General features: G+C 64.2%; 20 protein-coding genes and 1 other RNA gene. 7 read left to right on the top strand and 14 right to left on the bottom strand.

What is annotated here, in order from left to right; translation table 11 throughout:
- The first annotated feature begins 356 nt into the window (after positions 1-356).
- Entirely contained in the window at positions 357-1100 is a 744-nt protein-coding gene (locus ACYPYD_RS24955; protein WP_459666163.1) for a 7-carboxy-7-deazaguanine synthase QueE, read from the top strand.
- Positions 1097-2536: an MATE family efflux transporter gene (locus ACYPYD_RS24950; protein WP_081798900.1), complete on the top strand. Its 1440-nt coding sequence runs from the start codon at positions 1097-1099 to the stop codon at positions 2534-2536. The genes ACYPYD_RS24955 and ACYPYD_RS24950 overlap by 4 nt, the downstream gene beginning before the upstream one ends.
- Positions 2537-2637: 101 nt before the next feature.
- Here the strand turns inward: ACYPYD_RS24950 and ACYPYD_RS24945 are convergent, their stop codons facing one another.
- The 7 genes from ACYPYD_RS24945 to ACYPYD_RS24915 form a co-directional block, all read right to left on the bottom strand.
- The gene (locus ACYPYD_RS24945) at positions 2638-4299 is read right to left on the bottom strand and encodes an ATP-binding protein (RefSeq protein ID WP_008828322.1); all 1662 of its coding nucleotides are present in this window, start codon (positions 4297-4299) and stop codon (positions 2638-2640) included.
- Between the two features lie 91 nt (positions 4300-4390).
- Positions 4391-5143, bottom strand: a complete 753-nt coding sequence (locus ACYPYD_RS24940) for a TIGR02186 family protein (protein ID WP_008828323.1) — start codon at positions 5141-5143, stop codon at positions 4391-4393.
- Complete coding sequence (locus ACYPYD_RS24935; protein WP_008828324.1) at positions 5140-6054, bottom strand: sulfite exporter TauE/SafE family protein; 915 nt, start codon at positions 6052-6054, stop codon at positions 5140-5142. The genes ACYPYD_RS24940 and ACYPYD_RS24935 overlap by 4 nt, the downstream gene beginning before the upstream one ends.
- A gap of 46 nt (positions 6055-6100) precedes the next feature.
- A complete protein-coding gene (locus ACYPYD_RS24930) occupies positions 6101-6451 on the bottom strand; it encodes a hypothetical protein (RefSeq protein ID WP_459666160.1) in 351 nt (116 codons plus the stop codon).
- A 21-nt stretch (positions 6452-6472) separates the two neighbouring features.
- A complete protein-coding gene (locus ACYPYD_RS24925) occupies positions 6473-6943 on the bottom strand; it encodes a hypothetical protein (RefSeq protein ID WP_459666157.1) in 471 nt (156 codons plus the stop codon).
- Between the two features lie 239 nt (positions 6944-7182).
- On the bottom strand, positions 7183-8640 hold the full coding sequence (locus tag ACYPYD_RS24920; protein ID WP_459666154.1) for a glycosyl transferase family protein: 1458 nt from the start codon (positions 8638-8640) through the stop codon (positions 7183-7185).
- A gap of 101 nt (positions 8641-8741) precedes the next feature.
- Positions 8742-9173, bottom strand: a complete 432-nt coding sequence (locus ACYPYD_RS24915) for a VOC family protein (protein WP_036523640.1) — start codon at positions 9171-9173, stop codon at positions 8742-8744.
- 95 nt (positions 9174-9268) lie between these two features.
- Here ACYPYD_RS24915 and ACYPYD_RS24910 point away from each other — a divergent pair, with 95 nt between their 5' ends.
- Positions 9269-10024, top strand: a complete 756-nt coding sequence (locus ACYPYD_RS24910; protein WP_231958207.1) for an SIMPL domain-containing protein — start codon at positions 9269-9271, stop codon at positions 10022-10024.
- 53 nt (positions 10025-10077) lie between these two features.
- Here the strand turns inward: ACYPYD_RS24910 and ACYPYD_RS24905 are convergent, their stop codons facing one another.
- The gene (locus ACYPYD_RS24905) at positions 10078-10842 is read right to left on the bottom strand and encodes a TorF family putative porin (RefSeq protein WP_008828329.1); all 765 of its coding nucleotides are present in this window, start codon (positions 10840-10842) and stop codon (positions 10078-10080) included.
- Between the two features lie 245 nt (positions 10843-11087).
- Between ACYPYD_RS24905 and ACYPYD_RS24900 the strand changes: the two genes are divergently transcribed.
- Positions 11088-11876 carry a metallophosphoesterase gene (locus ACYPYD_RS24900; RefSeq protein WP_459666153.1) on the top strand — a complete coding sequence of 263 codons (789 nt, stop codon included), beginning with the start codon at positions 11088-11090 and terminating at the stop codon, positions 11874-11876.
- Between the two features lie 25 nt (positions 11877-11901).
- Here the strand turns inward: ACYPYD_RS24900 and rnpB are convergent.
- The 4 genes from rnpB to ACYPYD_RS24880 all read right to left on the bottom strand — a co-directional run bounded on the left by rnpB (position 11902) and on the right by ACYPYD_RS24880 (position 14170).
- An RNA gene (gene rnpB / locus ACYPYD_RS24895) (RNase P RNA component class A) lies at positions 11902-12362 on the bottom strand.
- 9 nt (positions 12363-12371) lie between these two features.
- Positions 12372-13076 (bottom strand): N-acetylmuramoyl-L-alanine amidase, encoded by a 705-nt coding sequence (locus tag ACYPYD_RS24890; RefSeq protein WP_008828331.1) that lies wholly within the window; start codon positions 13074-13076, stop codon positions 12372-12374.
- A gap of 21 nt (positions 13077-13097) precedes the next feature.
- Positions 13098-13739, bottom strand: a complete 642-nt coding sequence (locus tag ACYPYD_RS24885; RefSeq protein ID WP_008828332.1) for a histidine phosphotransferase family protein — start codon at positions 13737-13739, stop codon at positions 13098-13100.
- A gap of 38 nt (positions 13740-13777) precedes the next feature.
- Positions 13778-14170 (bottom strand): M67 family metallopeptidase, encoded by a 393-nt coding sequence (locus ACYPYD_RS24880; RefSeq protein ID WP_036523635.1) that lies wholly within the window; start codon positions 14168-14170, stop codon positions 13778-13780.
- An 18-nt stretch (positions 14171-14188) separates the two neighbouring features.
- Here ACYPYD_RS24880 and ACYPYD_RS24875 point away from each other — a divergent pair, with 18 nt between their 5' ends.
- A complete protein-coding gene (locus tag ACYPYD_RS24875) occupies positions 14189-15130 on the top strand; it encodes an RluA family pseudouridine synthase (protein ID WP_459666151.1) in 942 nt (313 codons plus the stop codon).
- Between the two features lie 89 nt (positions 15131-15219).
- Positions 15220-16125 (top strand): RNA polymerase sigma factor RpoH, encoded by a 906-nt coding sequence (gene rpoH / locus ACYPYD_RS24870; protein WP_459666150.1) that lies wholly within the window; start codon positions 15220-15222, stop codon positions 16123-16125.
- 67 nt (positions 16126-16192) lie between these two features.
- On the opposite strand, the gene ACYPYD_RS24865 is transcribed toward rpoH, so the two are convergent.
- Positions 16193-17425 (bottom strand): MFS transporter, encoded by a 1233-nt coding sequence (locus ACYPYD_RS24865; protein WP_459666149.1) that lies wholly within the window; start codon positions 17423-17425, stop codon positions 16193-16195.
- Positions 17426-17608: 183 nt separating this feature from the next.
- Here ACYPYD_RS24865 and mtgA point away from each other — a divergent pair, with 183 nt between their 5' ends.
- Positions 17609-18274, top strand: a complete 666-nt coding sequence (gene mtgA, locus ACYPYD_RS24860; RefSeq protein WP_069708096.1) for a monofunctional biosynthetic peptidoglycan transglycosylase — start codon at positions 17609-17611, stop codon at positions 18272-18274.
- Positions 18275-18687: 413 nt separating this feature from the next.
- On the opposite strand, the gene ACYPYD_RS24855 is transcribed toward mtgA, so the two are convergent.
- Positions 18688-21010: TonB-dependent receptor (locus ACYPYD_RS24855; protein WP_459666146.1), on the bottom strand; the 2323-nt coding region annotated here is incomplete at its 5' end.

The following is a 21010-nucleotide window of genomic DNA, read 5'->3' as shown; positions in this document are numbered from 1 at the left end:
CGCGAAGCAATCCAGGGCGGCGCCGCTCTGCCCTGGATTGCTTCGGCCCTGCGGGCCTCGCAATGACGAAGGGGGGAAATGGGCCGGGAAGGCTGCGCGGTCAGGTTGCGGCGACGGTAGCTTTCCTACATGGCGTGCCTCTGACACGATGCCGCCCATGTCGATGATCGCGCCGCACAAAGTGACACTCAAGGTTACACCTGCCCCGCACAAGGTGACACATTTTCGCCGCAAGGTGACAGGTTTCGCCTGTAAGGTGACACCTTCAGCCACAAGGTGACACCTTTTCCCTCTGGACCGTGTAAACCGTGTAAACCTGCGTCACCTTACGACACTGAAACCATGACCCTGACCCCATGTTGACTTTGGCCACCACCACCCCCGGCCAGCCGGAAATCTTCGCCTCGCTGCAGGGCGAAGGCCCCTCGATGGGTCGGCCGAGCACGTTCGTGCGCCTCTCGCGCTGCAACCTCGCGTGCCAGTGGTGCGACACCGCCTACACCTGGCGTTTCACCGGCGACAACCGCTTCCACCGCGACGACCTCGCCTTCGAACGGCGCGAGAACCAGGTGACGATGGAGGAAGCGGAACTGGCGCAGGCGGTGGCCGATCTGGTGCCCGACCGCCTCGTCATCACCGGCGGCGAGCCGTTGCTACAAGGCGCGGCACTGGCCCGCATGGTCAAGGCGCTCGACGAAATCCGTCCCGGCATGCACGTCGAGGTCGAGACCAACTCCACCGTTGCGCCCCACCCTGCGCTCGACACCCGGATCGACCAGTACAACGTCAGCCCCAAGCTGGCGCACAGCGGCAACCCCGATACCCTCGCCCTGCTGCCCGAACGCCTCGCCGCCTGGGCCGCCGAACCGCGCGCCTTCTTCAAGTTCGTGGTCGCCACCCGCGACGACCTCGACGAAGTCATGGCCCTGCAACAGACTTACGCCATCCCCGGCGCCCGCCTGTTCCTGATGCCCGAAGGCCGCTCCAGCGATGTCATCCGGGAACGGTCGGGCTGGCTGGCGGATTTCTGCTCGCAGCATGGCTTGCGGTTCACGGACCGCTTGCACATCCATCTTTGGGGCGACACGAGAGGCACATGAACGAAGCATCGCCCATCCCGCTGTGCGAGGACAGCTCGACCGCCGACACTCCGCAGGTCGAAGCGCCCGCGCGCCCGGCGATGCGCGGCGATCTCACCAAAGGCCCGATCCTGAAGACGCTGCTGTTCTTCTCGATCCCGATGCTGCTGTCCAACGTGCTGCAGACGCTGAACGGTTCGGTCAACGCGATCTGGGTGGGCCGCCTGCTGGGCGAAAGCGCGCTGGCGGCGACGGCCAATGCCAACATCGTGATGTTCCTCGTCTTCGCCGCCGTCTTCGGCTTCGGCATGGCGACGACGGTGCGCGTGGGCCAGCACTTCGGCGCGCGTGACATCGTCGCGGCGCGGCGCACGTTCGGCACCGGCGTCGGCTTCTGCATCCTGATCTCGATCGCGACCGGCGTGATCGGCTGGTTCGGTGCGGGAGCACTGCTCGACAAGCTCGGCACACCGGCCGCCAGCCGCGCCGATGCGCTCGCTTACCTGCAGGTGATCTTCGTGACGATCCCGCTGGCGAGCGTGAACATGATCGTCTCGATGGGCATGCGCGGCGTCGGCGATTCCAAGACGCCGCTCTACGCCATGATCCTGGCGGTGGTGCTGGACATCGTGTTCAACCCGCTGCTGATCATCGGTGTCGGCCCGCTGCCGACCTTGGGCGTCGCAGGGTCGGCCATCGCCACCGCCATCGCCAACACCGCAGGCATGGTGCTGCAGATCTGGGTGATCTACCGCAAGGACCTGCCGCTGCGCCTGCGCGGCCCCGAACTCGGCTATCTCACCCCGCGCGGAGAGGACCTTCGCTATGTGCTGGCCAAGGGTCTGCCGATGGGCGCGCAGATGCTGATCGTGTCCTCGGCAGGCCTCATCATGGTGAGCCTCGTCAACCGCGAGGGGCTGGACGCGGCGGCCGCCTACGGCGCTTCGCTGCAACTGTGGAACTACCTGCAGATGCCCGCCTTCGCGATCGGCTCGGCCGTCAGCGCGATGGTCGCGCAGTCGCTGGGCGCCGGGGACCATGGCCGCGTCAGCAAGGTGACGCTGACCGGCATGGGCACCAACCTCGTCATGTCGACCGCCGTGGCCGCGCTGATCGTCGGATTCGACCGACCGCTGCTGGCACTGTTCCTCGGCGGCCAGAGCCCCGCCCTGCCCATCGCCGAGCATATCCAGGTGGTCTGCACCGCCTCGTTCGTGATCGTGTCGATCACCATGATCCTGACCGGCACGATGCGCGCGTACGGCGCCGTGGTAGCGCCGCTGGTACTGCTGTTCCTCGGTCTCTATCCGGGGCGCCTCGGCTTCTATGCGCTGGCCCGCCCGTTCATCGGCAGCGAGGCGGTATGGTGGGCCTATCCGGTTGGGTCATCGCTGACGGTGATCCTGACGCTGGCCTACTACAGCACAGGCCGGTGGCGCAGGGCCTTCAAGGGTTGAGAATCTGACCCTTCGACAAGCTCAGGGTGAGCGGAAGTAGCGTAAACTTCCCAAATCCCCTCAGGCTGAGCTTGTCGAAGCCCCTGCGGTTCAAGCCGACCTCAACGCCCCTGCGCGCGCCAGCGCTGTACGGTGCGCAGGACCATCTCTTCCTCGCCGCCGCTGCGGTTCCACAGCTGCGTGAACGATGGGTCCGCCGAAGCCGGCCGTTTGTTCTCCTCGAGGTCGTCGAACGAAACGCGCATCGGGATCGCCACGCCCTCGCCGCAGACGATGCACTCGCGGTTGCGCAGCGCCGGGATCGAATCGAGGAACCCGCGTGCACCCTCGGGCATGGCGGCGCGCACGAAGGCCTGGTCGCGCTCGTTGTTCAGGCGCATCGAGATGATCGTGCCGCACTGCGACAGCACGCCCTCGGCCAGATCGGACGGCCGCTGCGTGATGAGGCCCAGCGAAATGCCGTACTTGCGGCCCTCCTTGGCGATGCGTGAGAGGATGCGGCCCACCGACGAGCCATCGGCATTCCGCTCGTTCGGAACGTAGCGATGCGCTTCCTCGCAGACGAGCAGGATCGGCCGCGTTTCCTCCTCCCGTGCCCAGACGGCGAAGTCGAAGACCATACGGCTGAGCACCGCGACGACGGTGGAGGTGATCTCCGTCGGCACGCCGGAGACGTCGATGATCGAGATCGGCCGCCCGCGCGACGGCAGGCGGAAAAGCTTGGAAATGAAGTCCGCCATCACGTCGCCCACCAGCATGCCGGAGAACATGAACTGATAGCGCGGGTCGGACTTCATCTCGTCCAGCTTGTTGCGGATGCGCAGGTACGGCGCGCTGGTATGGCCCTTGTCGAGCTTGCCCATCGCGTTGTTCAGGATATTGCCGAGGTCCGACAGCAGGTAGGGAATCGGCGAATCCACCGTGATCTTGCCCATCTGCTCGGCCAGCCGATTCTTCGAGCGCGCCTCCAGCAGCGCCTTGCCGAGGATCTCCGCGTCAAGCTGCCGCTCGTCCCCGCGAGAGGTCAGCAGGATTTCGCAGTGCTCCTCGAAGTTCATCAGCCAATAAGGCATCTGCAGGTTCGAAACGTCGAGGATCACGCCGGTATCGCGAAACGCGGCCGCGTACTCGCCGTGCGGATCGACCATGATGATGTGGCCTTCGGGCGCATGCTCGCAGATGCGGTGGAGGATCAGCGCGGCGCTGGTCGATTTGCCGGTGCCGGTCGAACCGAGCAGCGCGAAATGCTTGCCCAGCAGCGCATCGACGTAAAGCCCCGCGCGAATGTCGCGGGTGGGATAGACGTTGCCGACCTGGATCGCCGAGCGTCCGTCGCTGGCGTAGATCTGCCGAAGGTCGTCGCTGGTCGCCGGGTAGACCAGCGCGCCCGGGATCGGGAAGCGCGTAACGCCCCGCCGGAACCCGTGGATGCGGCCGGTCTGACGCTCCTCTAGACCCTCGCCGAGAAAATCGACTTCGGACAGCACGCCCGCCACGCGGCCGTCCTGCTTCTGGTTGCGGACGCTGGCCAGCAGCCAGCCGGTGCCGACGCGAATCTTGACCTGGCTGCTCACCTGCCCGGACATCGCCACCGAAGGATCATCCGCCGCGGTAATCTCGTTCAGACGCTCGAGATCGAAGGCGATGCGACTACCCGCGCCGCTCACGTCGAGGACGACGCCGATCGGCTCGAGCCCAGGCGCGACGGCCGGCTCCGCATCGGTCCGGGGGTCTTGAAATCTGTCGAGACCGTCGAGATGCATCCGCTTCGTCAACCCATCGCATTTGTATGGCAACCGATTGCGGTGGCTACCAGCGACGAGGTTAATTTCCGCCTAAAGACTGCATCGTATATCAGATCAGCGCGAAAAGACGCCCGGCCAGCCAGCCCATCGCCACCGAAACGAATACCGCCAGCAGGCCATAGGCGAAGCCGTAATCCTCCGCGAAATTGGCGATGGCGCGCTCGATGCCGAGCTTACGCACCTCGACCTGGCTGCTCGCCGACGCGACTACCCTACCCTTGGAAATGGCGAAAGTTTCTGCGGTATAGATGCCCGTCGGCACGCGCGAGGGCAGTTCGATCCGCGCCTGGTAAAGCACCTGCTCCTTGACCGTGACGCCGCCCTCCTCCTCGCGGTAGAGCCCGATCCGGCGGTTGAGATCGACCAGCCCCGAGGAGAAACGCGCCTGTTCGTCGGGATCGATCGCGCCGATCGGCGACAGTTGCAGCCACTTGAGCCCAAGCTCATAGATCGCCGCCGTCTTGTCGTCGACGATGTCGGCGATCGGCCGGCTCGAGGCGATGGCGTAGTAACTCGGCGCGCTGCGCAGTTCGGTGCTGGCAGCGTTGATCCAGACGCCCGCGACCTTCTGCTTTTCGCGCAGGACAATGGACTGGGTCGGCCCCTTGAGCACGACGACGATGTCGTAGTCCTGCGCCGCGCGGGAGCCTTCCGGCGTCAGCACCGCACCGAAGAGCAGCAGTTCGGTGCCGGTGAATCCCTGTTGCAGATCGACTTCGTGCTGCGAGACTTCGGGCACGAGGATCGGGTCGCGCGCACCGGTCAGCGCGACGAGCGCCAGCAGTGCGAGCCACACCCTCACAGCGGCGCGACCGTATAGATCTCGTCAGGCCGATAGCCGAGGCCCAACGCCATGCGCCCGGCGACCAGCAGCACGATGACGGCGAGGATCAGGCGCAGTTTCACCGGGCTGGCCTTCTGCGCGAACTGCGCGCCGACCTGAGCGCCGGACACCGAGCCCAGCAGCAACAGCGAGGCCAGCACGATATCGACAGCGTGAGTCGTCAGCGCATGCATCATAGTCGTCGCCATCGTCACGAAGAGGATCTGGAACAGCGAGGTGCCGACGACGACATTGGCGCTCATGCCGAGAATATAGAGCATCGCCGGGACCAGCACGAAGCCGCCGCCGATGCCCATCAGCATCGTCAGGATGCCGGTCCCGATCCCCAGCAGCAGCGGCGCCAGCGGCGAGATGTAGAGGCCCGAGCGGTAGAACCGCCAGCGCATCGGCAGGCTGGCGACCATCGGGTGATGGCGGCGCTTCCTGGCGGCGATGGGAATCCCGGTCCGCTCGGCGCGGATCGACTGGATACTCTCCTTAGCCATCAAGCCGCCGATCGAGCCGAGCAGCACGACGTAGAGGATGTTGATGACCGTATCGATCTGGCCCAACCGCTCGAGCAGGTTGAACAGCAGCGAGCCGAGCCCGGTGCCCATGATGCCGCCCGCCACCATGACCGCGCCCATCTGGTAGTCCACGCCGCCCCGCCGGGTATGCGCGAAGACGCCCGAGACGCTGGCGCCCGTGACCTGGCTCGCGGCCGAGGCAGCGGCGACAGTGGGCGGGATACCGTAGAAGATCATCAACGGCGTCGTCAGGAACCCGCCGCCCACGCCGAACATGCCCGAAAGCACGCCGGTCAGCGCCCCCAGCGCGACGATGATGAGGCCGTTGACCGAAAGGTTGGCGATGGGGAGGTAGACGTCCATTGCCCCCACTCGCTACCGCAGCATGGCGTCGCGGAAAAGGCGCGTTTCAGAATCCTGCGGATAGCGTGAGGGCGGGGCCGGAGCCGGGCACGGCGTCACCGGCAAGGCGGAAGCGCCAGTCCACCGCGACCCGCCCATTGATGCCGCGCCCGAGCGGCATCGCAACCGAGGCGGTCGGTCCCGCATCGAGCCGCGCCGCGCCCTTCTGCGCTCCGCCCCAAAGCCCTCCACCGATCCGCACGTCCGCTGCCCGCACAGTCAGCAATCCCCGATCCGCTCGGAACTGACCGTCAGCGAACATTGCCGCGTAGCGCCCTGCGACATATCCTGCCTGCGCGTAGGCCTCTCCTCGGAAGCCGGCGAGCAGCGGGAATAGCGGCAATTCGGTGATCGCCATCGCTGCGCCCTGTACCCGGCGCTACCCCATCTGGTCGGTCATCCGCCCCTCCAGCGCCGCGACGACAGGCAACGCAGTGATCGGCCGGGCCGACAAACCAACTGCCGCCGTGGTTTCTCGGATTTGCCCGGTCGTCGAGGTGCTGCGCAAGTAGACCGTCGGCCGATGCCTACTGGCCAATGCCAGCCGGTAGCGCAGCACTCCGCCCGCCTGACTAGCGCCGTAAGTCCCGGGAATCGCCCCAGGCGAAGCTGGAGCACCGGAACTGTCCCGTCGCATCAGCGCCCATGCGTCCATCGACCAGCGGCGCGGCCGCCAAGGCACGATCGGCAGCCCGGTCGGCTGAGGTGCGGCGACCGTCCCGGGCACGTCGGGTGCGTAGAAACGCGGCAAGGGCTGCAAGGCGCCAAAGTCCTCCCGCGAGTGCGGCACGATCGACGAAGCGGAAATGCCGGACGACACCGCAGGCGCGGCCGGCGCGGAATAGGTCATGACATAACGCACCGCAGGCCGCCCAACGCCAAAATCGGGCGCAACTTCATAGGCTCTAGGCTCATCGCCGGCATAGCTCGGAAGGGACTGGAGCCCTAAGCCGACTTCACTACCCGCAACGACGGCTGGCGCGGCCTTTGAGACCAGCGGTTCCCATGTCGCAGCGCGCCCTCCAACCCAGCCCCCCAACAAGGCCAGCAGGGCCAGAAGTGGATGCCCGCGTGAAATCGCTCCGCCGCTCACGACGCAGCCAGCCTTGAACGGGTCGGCGCCAACTCAAGCAGCGTCGGGTGCCCGACGTGCTCGGTCTTCTCCCAACGTACGGGATTGCCCCTCAAGGTCATCACATAGCTGAAGAGCGCGCGGCGGCCCGCCAGAATGGCGATTGCGTTGGCAACGACGATACGCGGAATCGCGCCAAGCCCCTCGACCAGCCCGTATTCGCTTGCGGTGAAGAAGCACCGCAAACCGCTTCGCCAGACGAAACTCGCCAGGCAGATGGCCAACAGCGCCTGCAGCAAAGGCGAAAGCTCCGTGCCTTGTACGAGTCCTTCACGTTCGGCCAGTTTCAATGCCGCTTCGATCAGTAGCAGCCCATAACTGCACGCGAGGATCAGGGCCGTGAGCGGGCCGCGCCGGTCCCTAAGCGCCATCCACTGGTCGATAACTCCGCTGCCCCAACCAAGCCGGTCCCACCCCTGGAACGAAATCCCGTGCATCCACCGCGATTTCTGACGCACAGCGTCGGCGAGCTTTGATGGGAAGTAGGCCCGCGTCGCGACCAATCCGCCAGTCTCGTCACGAACCCTCAAGAAGCGCGAAGTTCCGCCTTCCCGCTGCACCAGCAGCCCGAGCTCGTAGTCTTCGGTAAGGCACTCGGCCGCGAACGGGCCGCCGTCGCGACCGCGACGAAGCGCAATGCGCGCGATCATATCGCGCGAAAAACCACACGCTACGCCTGCCGCCGGCATCGCTGCTCCCAGCGCATCGCGAACGACCATGGCCTTGCCGTGCGACTCGGCGAACTCATCGGCATAGTGCGCCGCGATCCATGGCGAGGCTGGCTGCAGTTCGGGGCGCACGGGAAGCTGCGCGAAGTCTGCCCGGCGCAGCGCCCGGTCGATCACGGCGAGTTCCGCCGGATGCACCATGTCCTCCGCGTCGTGGAGCACGACGGATCGATAGCGCCAGCCATAGCGAAGCTCGTCAGCGCAGAGCGCGGCGTAAATTCGATTGAGGCAATCCGCCTTGGTAGTCGGCCCTGGGCAGTCGCCTATCACCGTACGAACCCGCAAGTCACCGCCTGCCGCAGCGGCGACCGCCGCGATCGTGTCCGGATCGTTGCAATAGCAGCCGAGGTACAGTGTAAACTCGTCCTGCCGCCAATTGGCCAGCGCATGGCGAACCGTGTGCCCAATTACTTCTGCTTCCTGCCAGGCAGCGATCAACACGGCGGCGCGTCCGGAGAGCGGTGCGGTGGCTTCTGCCTGCGTGATGCGCGAATCCGGCGAGCGTCCCGTCAACCGAAGTCCGATCCACAACGCGTCGATCATGAATTCGTCCAAGGCGCCAAGGACAAGCCAGAATGCCACGAACAGCAGCAATTCCTGCTCGAACGCCTGCACATGGGCGACGATATCAATGAGCGCCTGCGATCCCCGCACTTCGTCCCCCAGCCACGGCCAGTGGTCGATCATCCCCTACGATCGACCACTGGGCGCAGATTATCGGCAGGGACGCTCTCTTCGCAAACGCGAAGGCACGCCGTTTCAGAAAGTTAACGGCGGCTTGATGATACTTACCAGGATCCGACGTTGGGCATGCTCGCCCACGGCTCTGCAGGTTCGAGACGACCATCCTGCAGCAGTTCGATGGAAATGCCGTCCGGCGTGCGCACGAAGGCCATGTGGCCATCGCGCGGCGGGCGGTTGATGGTCACGCCGCCGTCCTGCAACCGCTGGCAGGTCTGGTAGATATCGGACACCTGAAACGCGAGGTGACCGAAATTGCGACCGCCGGGGTAAGCCTCAGCCGATCCATCCTCTGCAGGCCAGTTGTAGGTCAGTTCGACCTCTGCCTCTTCCTGCCCCGGCGCGGCAAGATAGATCAGCGTGAAACGGCCTTGTTCGCTGGAGAACCGGCGCGTTTCCTTGAGTCCGACGAGTTCGAAGAAGCGGATCGTCTCGTTCGGATCGGTCACGCGGATCATGGTGTGAAGGTAGCGGGTCATGGGATGGCTTTCTTCATTTCATCGACACTGTGGAACAATTCATCGCACATACAGCCGCCAGCCTGCATGACGCGGCGACGATCAGGGAGAGAGCGATGAGCGAAGATAGTTCCGCCGAAAGTCAGCACAAGGGCATTGCCCGCCTCGGAGGTATAACCGGTCGATGGCTGGCGAGCGCGACGATCCTGGCGGTGGGCATCGTCATCGGCGGCTTTGCGCTGGGTGACGGCATCAAGCGGGCGCAGCGCGCGGACCGCGCGGTGACGGTCAAGGGCCTCGCCGAGCGCGACGTCACCGCCGACCTCGCTACCTGGACCATCAGCTACTCCGCGACGGCACCAGACCTCGCCACCGCCCAAGCGAGCGTGGACCGCGACACCGTCCAGATCCGCGCATTCTTCCGCGAACTCGGATTCCCGGCCGAGGCGCTCCAGCCAACCGGCGTCAACGTCAACCAGACCAAGGACAATGGCGTCGTCAGTTTCACTGTGCGCCAGCGGGTGAGCCTGCGCACCACCGACATAAAGCGCGCGCAGAATGCCGTGCGCCGCCAGTTCGACCTCGTGCGGCGCGGCGTGATGCTCGAGGAAGGTTCGGGCATGGCGTATACCTTCACCCGGCTAAACGGCATCAAGCCGGAGATGGTCGCCGCCGCTACCCGGGATGCGCGCTCGGCCGCCGAACAGTTCGCCAAGGACAGCGGCGCCGAAGTGGGCGCGATCAAGAATGCCGCTCAAGGCTACTTTTCGATCGAGGCGCGGGACGGCGATTCGGGCGGTAGCTGGGGACAGTCCGACACGCCTTACAAGAAGGTGCGCGTCGTCACGACGATCGACTTCTACCTGAAATGAGGAAGCCCGTCCGGATCGTTCCGGACGGGCTTCGTCCTGCTATGCGTTGACGATCAGAACGCTGCGGTCAGCGTCGCGACGACGGTGTCGTCGGTGTAGCTGTCGATGCTCGGTCCGCTGACGCCGACATAGGACAGGCTCACCGAGAGAGGACCGTAGACTGTGGCCGAAGCGCCGATCGACCAGTCGATTCCGGTCTTGTCGGCGTTGCAGTAGTAGCACGGAGCCAGCGCGCCGTCGGTGTAGCCGAGGTGACCCGAGACCGTCAGCGGCGTGTTCGGAATACCGATATCGACGTTGGAGTAGACGTAGAGATTGTCATGCTTGGCCGTGCCCGCGAAGTTCGGCAGTGCCGTCTGCTTCCAGGCGTAGTTGGCGCCGACCTTCACCTTGGCCGGGCCGACCTGACCGGAGACCGAGGCATAGGGCTCGAAGAACTCCGCAGTGCCGACGTGGCCGTTCGGATAGGCGTAGTAGAGCAGACCCGCATCGAGCGTCAGGCCGGGCGTCACTTCGCCGGTCCAGCCGCCGAAGATGTCGAGTTCGGTGCTGCCGTAAGTGGAGCCCAGGTCGATCGAAGAGCCCCAGGTTGCGATGTAGAAGCCGCTGGCGTGCGAAACGGTGATGCCGCCCTGGATCGCAATGTCGCCGGCCGACTGCGAGACGCCGCGGAAGCGGTAGTCGCTGGTCAGAGCCGCGCTGCCGGTGATGGTGATTTCCTTGGGCGCCTCGGCGTCCTGCGCAAATGCCGGAGTTGCGGAAAGCGCAGTGCCCGCAAGGAGAGAGGCGGCGACAACGCCGCGGACGGACAAGAGCATGGTGTTTCCCTCACAAATTTATTGTCTTTGATGCCTCGTCCCACCTGCGTCCGCTGCATGGAGTCTCGTTCCGGATCTCCCTTGCGACGGCACAATATTGCTGCACTGCAGCTAGAAGACGCACAAGAAAAATTTCAATACAGCAACATTCAAGAAACGATGTGTGGATTTTTTGCCACTGCACCCTCTGGTGTTTCCTACGGGTTGTGCGGGGGAGCGGGGCAGTTTATACTGCAGCGCAATAAATGCTGAACACGATACGAAAGCTCATGGGCCGGGCCGACCAACGGCGAGCCCCTTCGATCCCTTCCGGTGAACGGGTTTACGCCGTGGGCGATATCCATGGCCGTGCCGATCTTTTCGAGCATCTCATCCACACGATCGAGCAGGATGATGCGGCGCGCGGACGTGCGCATACGACCGTCGTTCTCCTGGGTGACCTAATTGATCGGGGCGACGACAGTGCCGGGGTTGTAGCCCGCGCGCGCCAGTGGGGCCGCGAGCGTGAGGTGGAGTTCATCCAGGGCAATCACGAGGAAATGCTGCTGGTTGCCAGCAAGGATGCCGAGGCCATGCGCGGTTTCCTCAAGTTCGGCGGGCTGGAGACGATCCTGTCCTACGGTATCGACAAGGACACACTGCTCGCAGCCGATGCCGAAGAGATGCAGCGCCTGATGAACGAGGCGATTCCGCAGGACGACTTCGACTTCCTCGACAGCTTCAAGAAGATGCACCGCATAGGCGACTACGTGTTCGTCCATGCAGGTGTCCGCCCCGATACACCGCTCGAACACCAGCTCGGCCGCGACTGCCGCTGGATTCGCGAGCCTTTCCTGAGCCATCGCGGCGATTTCGGGGCGTTCGTGGTGCATGGGCATACGATCACGCCTGAACCGGACGAGCGCGGCAACCGCATCGGCATCGACACCGGCGCATTCCTTCACGGCACGCTGACTGCCCTCGGCCTGCAAGGAACCGACCGCTGGTTCCTGACCGCGAGCGACAATGCTGCCGGCTGCAGCGAAGCTGCCTGAATAGCCGGAATTTCAAGGCCCTGAATGCGCCGGGGAGCCTGTAAGCCGGGTTCTGTTCCTGGCGTGGTCTCCCAAAGAGAGGGACCTTACGCCGCGGCGGCAGCCATTCCTCTAGGCGAGACATCGCTGCCTCGCTCAAGCGACCAACCCGGGCTGCCTGGGTTCGAAACGAACCCGCCGATCTCCCCCGCTTTCGCGAGACGCCGGCGCGCAGCCCCTATTCGGTCTTGCTCCGGGTGGGGTTTACCAAGCCGCTTACCGTTACCGGCAGCGCGGTGCGCTCTTACCGCACCCTTTCACCCTTACCTGCTTTCCGAGGAAAACATCGGCGGTTTGCTCTCTGTGGCACTTTCCCTAGGCTTCGGACGGTCTGAAAACCGCCCTCGCCCGGCAGGCGTTACCTGCCACCCTTGTTTCGTGGAGCCCGGACTTTCCTCGCGGTCATCCAAGTTTCCTTAGCGACCCCGCGGCTGCCCGGCTCCCCGGCGCGGGCGGTCACCTAGCACGGCCGGTATCGCGTTCCAACAGCAGTTCGAACAGGATACCGCCGATTTCTCCATCGATCTCGCCATCCATGAAGATCGGGCGCCAGCGGCGCTGAAACGCGGTGACGGCGGCCCGCCCGTCGGTGATGTCGTAGCCGAACCGCTCCAGCGCCAGATAAAAGGCGCCGGGGTTGTCGTAGAAAAGGTTCATCTTCGCCTGGGGAATCTCCAGCGCAAGGCCGAGTTCGCCAAGACGGTTCCAGTCGAAGTATTCGCCCGGGTCCTGCTTGCGGGCAGGCGCGATATCGGAGTGCGCGACCACGTTGGCCCGGGGAATGTCGTGCCGGTCCATGATATCCGCCAGCAGCGGCAGCAACGCATCCATCTGCGGTTCGGGAAACGGACGATAGCCCCATTCATGTCCGGGATTGACCAGTTCGATGCCGATACTGGCCGAATTCACGTCTGTCTCACCGCGCCAGTAGGAACGGCCCGCGTGCCAGGCCCGCTTGTCCTCAGGAACGAGTGAGGTGATCATCCCCTCCTCGTCGATCATATAGTGGGCAGAGACTTCGGCGGCCGGATCGCACATCCGCTCCAGCGCCTCCTCGGCCGACTTCATACCGGTATAGTGCAGCACGACCATAGTGATCGGCAGCTTGCGCTCGTTCCAGTTGGGGGAGGCGACGGTGCGATTGACGAGCCAACGGTTCATCTTCGTCGCGCCTCCTTCCCGTCAGGCCCTTGGCAGCATCGCGCCAAGCACCAGCGCATCGTCCGCCAGCGCAAACTGAAGCTTGCCCTTCAATTCCACGGCCAACTGGCGCAGCATCGCCGCAGGCGCGGTACGGCTCGAAAGCTCGCCTTCAGGCAGAGCGCCTTCGAGCGCTGCACCAACCGAACGGTCGAAGGCGATGCGCGGACCAGCAGCACGCACCACCAGTTCGCTGTGATTGTCGCGATACTCGGCCGCGATTTCCAGCGTACCGCCGCGCGGCAGTGCCTCGAGACCAATCAGTGCGAAGTTGAGCAGCGTTTTGATCGCCGCCTTCGGCAGCGAATCGCTCGGCAGTGCCCAGGCCAGCGTGACGCGCGGATTGTTCGCCACCAGCGCATCGACGAGAACCTTGGCCTCGCTCACCGCCACCATCTCGCCGAAGCCGCCCGCCGCACCGAAGGCCAGGCGGAAGAACTTGAGCTTGTCGGTGGAAATCCTCGCGCTCTGGTCGAGAAGTTCGAAGCAGCGCTGGCGCATCTCCGGGTCTTTCTCGTCCGCCAGCAGTTCAAGGCCATTGGTCAGCGCACCGACCGGGCTGAGCATGTCATGGCAAAGGCGCGAACACAGGAGGCTGGCAAGTTCGATCGAACTCGTGGTCATGGGCTTGGACTGCTCTTTCGTACTTCTGACGCGGCCCCCTATTCGACGATGCGGAACGGCAGGGCCTCGAATCCATTGGCGTTATCGCGCCAGAAAGCAACCTCGCTCTCCGCGATGATCGCCCAGATGCGCGAATCCCCGGTGGAATGTTGCCGATCGGTCGCCGAAGGCACGCAAATCCCCGTAGGATGAGAGTGATAGTAGCCGATCACTTCCGGCCCACCCGCCCGCACCTCCTTGTGCGCCGCCAGCAACACAACGGGGTCGATCTCGAAGTGAACATGGCGGTTTTCCGCCAGATTCGCCGCAGCCCGCGCTTCGTCTATCCGTTGACCGCGCCCAAGCAACAGTCCGCAGCATTCTTCGGGAGCAGCCCTGCGCGCATCTTCATGCAATGTTGCAAGAACACCACTTGTCAGTTCGACGATCATCCCCAAATCCTACGCGCAATGGGGGCGCTTACAAACATCATCGAAGGCGAAGTCGCCAGTGGCGGCCGGATCGACAAGGCCCTGGCCGAAGTCAGCGGCCTGTCGCGCGAACGCATCAAGGCGCTGATGGGTGAAGGCCGCGTCTCGCTCGCCGGAAAGCCCGTAGCGCAGGCATCTCTGAAAGTGGATGCCGGAACACCGTTTGCCATCGACGTGCCCGAGGCCGCGCCCGCCGAAGCGGTGGCGCAGGACATCCCCCTCGCCGTCGTCTACGAGGACGAGCACCTGATCATCGTGGACAAGCCCGCCGGACTCGTCGTCCACCCGGCCGCGGGCAATCTCGACGGAACGCTGGTGAACGCCCTGCTCCACCACTGCCGGGGCCAGTTGTCCGGCATCGGCGGCGTGGCGCGCCCCGGTATCGTCCACCGCATCGACAAGGACACTTCAGGGCTGCTCGTCGTCGCCAAGACCGACAAGGCGCACGAAGGGCTGGCCGTCCAGTTCGCCGATCACTCGATCGAACGCGCCTATCACGCCGTCGTCGGCGGCAGGCCGGTGCCGGTAGCCGGAACCGTGCGCGGCGCGATCGCCCGCTCGTCGCATGATCGCAAGAAGATGGCGCTGGTGGAGGACGGGCGCGGCAAGCACGCGATCACGCATTTCCGCACGCTGGAGGCGCTGCGCGGCGCCACTCTCGTCGAATGCAGGCTGGAAACGGGACGAACGCATCAGGTCCGTGTTCACATGGCGTCAATCGGTCATGCGCTATTGGGAGACCCTGTCTATGGGCGAACTCCTTCTCCGCTTCGACCGATTCTCTCCCGACTCGGTTTTTCCCGCCAAGCGCTCCACGCTGCGGAACTCGGGTTCGTTCACCCCGTTTCACAAGAAAGGGTCCATTTCGCCAGCTCGCTGCCCGACGACATGCGGACACTGATCGACGAACTGCGACACTGAAATCGCAAATCCATGCTAACGTATAGAGGTGGTCACAAGCTAAGACGCCTATGAAGGGTCCTAGACCGTGACCGACCTAGAAAGGACGGATGATCGTGAGCAATAATCGAAACCTGCCGAGTGTCCCGGCCCTGGGCGGTGAGCAAAGCCTCAACCGCTACCTGTCGGAGATCCGCAAGTTCCCGATCCTGGCTCCTGAGCAGGAATACATGCTGGCGAAGCGCTATTCGGAGCATCAGGATCCGGAAGCTGCAGCGCAGCTCGTCACCAGCCACCTGCGACTCGTTTCCAAGATCGCCATGGGCTATCGCGGCTACGGCCTCCCCGTGTCCGAGCTGATTTCCGAAGGGAACATCGGCCTGATGCAGGGCGTCAAGAAGTTCGAGCCCGAACGCGGCTTCCGCCTCGCGACTTATGCGATGTGGTGGATCAAGGCTTCGATCCAGGAATACATCCTGCGTTCGTGGAGCCTCGTGAAGATGGGCACCACCGCCGCGCAGAAGAAGCTATTCTTCAACCTGCGCCGCATGAAGAAGAACCTCGACGCCTACGAGGACACCGACCTGCACCCCGACGACGTCGCCAAGATCGCGACGACGCTGGGCGTCTCGCAGACCGAGGTGGTCAACATGAACCGCCGCATGATGATGGGCGGCGATGCCTCGCTCAACGTCTCGCTGCGTGAAGAAGGCGAAGGCCAGTGGATGGACATCCTGCAGGATGACCGCCCGCTGCAGGACGAGACCGTCGCGGACGCCGAGGAAGCCTCGGTGCGCCACAACATGCTGGTCGAGGCCATGGGTTCGCTCAACGAGCGCGAGCGCGACATCCTGACGGAGCGCCGCCTGACCGACGATCCCAAGACTCTGGAGGAACTGAGCCAGGTCTACTCGGTCAGCCGCGAGCGCGTGCGCCAGATCGAGGTGCGCGCCTTCGAGAAGCTGCAGAAGGCGATGAACCGCATCGCCGGTGAAAAGCGCCTGCTCCCGGCCTGATCCGGAGCAACCAGGCATAACGAGAGGCCGGGCCGTCCGCGAAGGATGGCCCGGTTTTTCTTTGCCCTCACGCCGCCTGCTCGCGCGGATGCAGCCGCAGCATCGGAACCCAGAACAGCGCCGCCACTGCAGCAGCTGCGAATATCCAGAACATGCCGGTGTAGCTTCCCGTCACGTCGTACATCAGTCCGTAGAGCGGCGGCGTCGCCAGCATCGCCAGCAGGATCGCACCGGAAAGCATCCCCATCGCTCGCCCGACGCCGCGCTGACCGAAGATGCGCGGGGCGAGGTAGCTTTCGGCCGGAACCATCAGTCCGCCGAACAGCCCCGTAATCGCCACCCCCAGCGCGATCACGCCATAGCCCGCTTCCGCCTGCGTCAGGCAGACCATCCCCGCTGCGAATCCGCCAAGGCCGCAGAACATCAGCACTTTCGGCCCGACCTTGTCGGAAAGCGCCGCGAAGTTCAGCTTCGCGATGAACCCGCACGCGGAATATATCGAGATGAGCGGTGCCGCTTGCGCCGCCGTCGCCCCGGTATCGATGGCGAGCGGCGCCAAGTTCGTGATCATGCCTTTCAGGCCCGCTGTCACGATCGAGACGGTCAGGGCGATCATCCAGAAAGCCGGGTCGGTCAGGATTGCCCGCGCGGAGATCGGCTTCCTCGCCAGTTCTTCCCGCGCCTGCAGCGGCGGTTCGTCCGCGCCGTCGGGATTGAGGCGCTTGTCGGATGGCCGGTCCACCACCAGCATTGCCATCGGGATCGTCCAGAGCAGCAGCACGACGGCCAAGGCCCGCAAGGCAAGTCGCCACTCGAACGCCGCCATCAGAGCGGAGATGATGAGCGGAAACACGAAGCCGCCTGCCGAAATCCCGGCAATGGCGATACCGACCGCCCTCCCCCGTTTCTGCGCGAACCAGCGCGAGAGCAGCACGGTGATCGCCACCGGCCCCATGAGTACGTTGGCGGGCGCGATCAGCACGGCGAAGATCACCAGTACTTGCGCGAAGGAGGCCGCGAGGGAAATCGCCACGTAGCCCGCCCCCAGGCACAGCCCGCCCGTCACCATCAGGCGGCGTAGCGGAAAGCGGTCCATCAGCGTCCCCAGCAGCGGCGCCAGTACCGCGCTCGTGCCCGACATCACCGTCATCGCCAGCATTAGCACAGTGCGACTCGGCCGGAACTCGCGCGCCAGCGGCACCGCGACGATCGAGTACGTCGCCGCCACCATACCCGTCGCCGCCAACAGCATGAAGCCGACCGCGACCTGCCTCCACCCCAAGCCGAAGGATGCCGCCATGCGTCTGTTCTCCCGTTCCTCTTATGCGAGGATGTATCCGGGAGTATTGTCCATACTGCAAATGAAACGTCGATATTACGAATACATGTATCGGCCGGGCGTAGCACGCGCCGGTGCTGGCGCAATGCCGGGCATTTCGACTAGAGAGAAGCTTCCCGACCGTTTCAGAGGCTTCCTGCGTCCATGCGTCTCCTTGCCAAGATCATCGTGTGGTTCATTGCGATCAGCGTGGGCCTGACGGTGCTCTACCGCTTTGTGCCGCCGCCGGTGACGGTGACGATGCTGGTAGACGGCAACGGCATCACCAAGGACTGGGTGCCGCTCAGCCGGATCGACCGCAACATGGTCGCCGCTGTGGTCGCCGCCGAGGATGGTAAGTTCTGCACGCATAACGGCTTCGACACGCAGGCCATCGAAAAGGCCATGGAGCGCAATGCCCGGGGAGGTCGTATCCGGGGCGGCTCGACGATCAGCCAGCAGACCGCGAAGAACGTGTTCCTGTGGCAGGGCGAAGGCTGGACCCGCTACTTGCGCAAGGGCTTCGAGGTCTGGTTTACCTTCCTGATCGAGAACCTGTGGGACAAGCGCCGGATCATGGAAGTCTACCTCAACGTCGCCGAGACCGGCATCGGCACCTACGGCGTCGAGGCCGGGGCGCAGCGCTACTTCGGCAAGTCTGCCGCCAGTCTCTCTCCCGCCGAGGCAGGCCGCATGGCCGCTGCCTTGCCCAGCCCCAAGACCCGCTCGGTCAAGAGCCCCGCCGGTTTCACGCGGCGCTACGGCAATACGATCGCCGCGCGCATCGGCACCGTAAAGCGCGGCGGCTACGACGCCTGCGTCTACGAATAGGGCCATCCCTACCGCATCGACGCTCACCTGCCGGGCGGCTGCCTGCAAGGTGACAGGTTTACACGGTTTACACTGTCCAGGGGGGAAAGGCGTCTCCTTGGGGCGGTAATCTGTCACCTTGCAAGGGTGAAGCGTCATCTTGTCCCGAGAAGGCGTCACCTTGCCCGCAGCTAGGCACTGCGCCAGAGCAGAACTCGAACTTGCGACAATCGCGTTTCATCGCGCGCATGTGGGAAATCGACAGGCGAGTTTTCATGTAAGCGTTCTACGCCCGCTCGCCGATGTAGGAAAACGGATCGCACCTGAACCTCGCCCTACTCCGGGCAAGAAAAAACTTGCCGGACCGGCAAAGAAAAAGGGGAGGAACCTTGCGGTCCCTCCCCTCTCTTTTTCCCTTACCGGATCGTGATGGATCAGAAGCCCATCACGAGGGTGGCGCTGACGGCGCGCGGCGAACCGAAGTTCACGAAGGCCGAGCTGGCCGACTGCGCGACCGCGCCGCTGAACGAGCCGACGTAGAACTTGTCGAACAGGTTCGTCACGTTGAGCTGGATCTCGCTGTTGGCGAGGCCGAGGCTCTGCAGCTTGTATCGCACGTTCATGTCAACCACAGTGTAGCTCTTGAACTTCGCACCCGAGTAACCGGTCGTACCGTTCGGACGGGTGAAACGATCACCGTTGATATCGTTCAGGAAGCGGTCGCCGGTATACTTGGCCTGTGCGCCAATCTGGAAATCACCGAGGGTGAGTTCCGCACGGCCGCCGACCAGCCATTCGGGAGCACCGCGCTCACGCTTGCCGCTGGTGCGCAGGTAGGCGTTGCCGTCCTGAACGTAGCACAGGTTGTCGAGAGCGATGTCGCTGGTTGCCGAGCAGCTGCCCACCAGGATGTCGTTCTGGATTTCCGACTTGATGTACGACGCGAAGGCATAAAGCGACAGCGGCTGGATCGGATTGATCCCGAGGCTGGCATCCACGCCGTACTTCTTGACCGGGCCGAGGTTGGTGTCGGTCGAGTTGCCGTCGATGTCGGTCGCGGTCACGATGCGGTTTTTGTACTTCGAGTACCAGCCCACGATCGATGCCTGGACCACGGGCGTGCTGTAGCGCAGGCTAAGGTCGAAGCTGTCCGAGGTTTCCGGGTTACGACGCGCGAGCGGATCGTTCGGAGCGTAGAAGAACGTACCGTAGAGCGCGTCGGTGCTCGGCGAAGAAATGTTCTTCGCGTAGCTGCCCGCCAGGCTCAGTTCCGGGGTCAGTTTGAACACGGCGCCGACGTTCGGCAGGACCTTGTCGTACCTGACGGTGCGCTTCAGCGGACCGACCGCACTCGGATTGGCGGCGAGGTAGGCGGGCACTTCGCTGGCGCCTACGCAGTTCACATTGCCGCTGGCGTCGGTGGTCACGCAGTTCTGGTTCAGCTCGCGGCTGAAGAACGGTGCACGCACGCCCAGCAGGACGGTCAGCGCTTCGTCGAAGAACTTGCCGCGATATTCGCCCGAGACCTGGTTCAGCGTCGCGTAGGACAGGCGGTCACGCTTGTCGATACGGTTGCCGTACTCGTCCAGGATCGGGTCGTTGATCGGGAAGACGTCGAACGGTTCGCCGTTGGTCTTCAGGAAGCCGCCCGGGCCGGTCTGGCGGTGGCGCGCGCGGTCGAAGCTGTACGACAGGCGGACGCTGTTATTCTCGTCCATCTCGTAGGCAAGGTTGGCGATCGCGATGAAACGGCGGGTGTTAGTCTGGCTCGGGGTGAGGATGCGAACCGCATCGCCCGAACCGGTCACGCCGTCACCGTTGAGGTCGACGTTGCCGTAGTAGTAGTAGGCTGCGCGGCTGCTGCTCAGGGTGGGCTCCGAACCGAAGAACACGCCGGTGTAGCCCTGCGAGTTGTAGCCTTCGATCCCGACGCTAGTGCCGCCGCCGTTGGCCTTGACGGTCTGGTAGGCCGCGTCGACCGAGAAGGTCAGCTTGTCGGTCAGGTGGAACAGCGAGTTCAGGCGGATGTTGCCGGTGTTCGACGGATTGTAGCGACGCTCGAACGACGAACCGCAGCCGTTGGGCGCGTCGGGGAAAGCGCCCGTGTAGCCCGGCGTGTCGCTGTTGGGACCGGTGGTGCAGGGAATGCCGCCGGCAACGTCGTAGAAGCGCTCGGACTTGTCGAGCGTGATCGCCTGCGCGCTCAGCGGCGAGCCGCCGAAGTTGTTGCGGTTCACGTTATAGTGACCGGCGATCGAGATGAAGTCGCCGTCCACACCGATCGGCTGATAGATCTTGGCGTTGAACTGTTTCTTCTCGACCTTGCCGTAGTTGGCGAAAGTGGCGCCATTGCGTGCATACGAACCCGAGAACCAGGCCTTGGTGCCGATCGAGGTGAACTCGCCGGTCTCGACCTTGGCGAAAAAGCGCTGGAACGAACGGTCTTCGCCGCCCGAACCCTTCGCGGCGATATCGCCGTAGGACATGCTGGTCATGACGCCGAACTGGTCGTCAGGAACCTTGGTGTTGATGTTGACGGTGCCGCCGACCGCCGCAGGCGTCGGGCTGTCCACGTCGGTCGAACCCAGGTTGACGTTGACGCGCTCGATCAGCTCGGCATCGACCTGCTGGTTCGAATAGATCGCATAGTTACCCGAGTCGTTGAGCGGGATACCGTCGAAGGTCTGCGAGATGCGGGTCGAATCGAAGCCGCGGATCGTGAACGAACCACCCGACGAACCCCAGGGGTCGTTGTTG

Source organism: Novosphingobium sp. 11B, assembly GCF_054589055.1.
The sequence above is the reverse complement of the archived record's forward strand: the minus strand, read 5'-3'. Positions and strand labels throughout refer to the sequence as shown.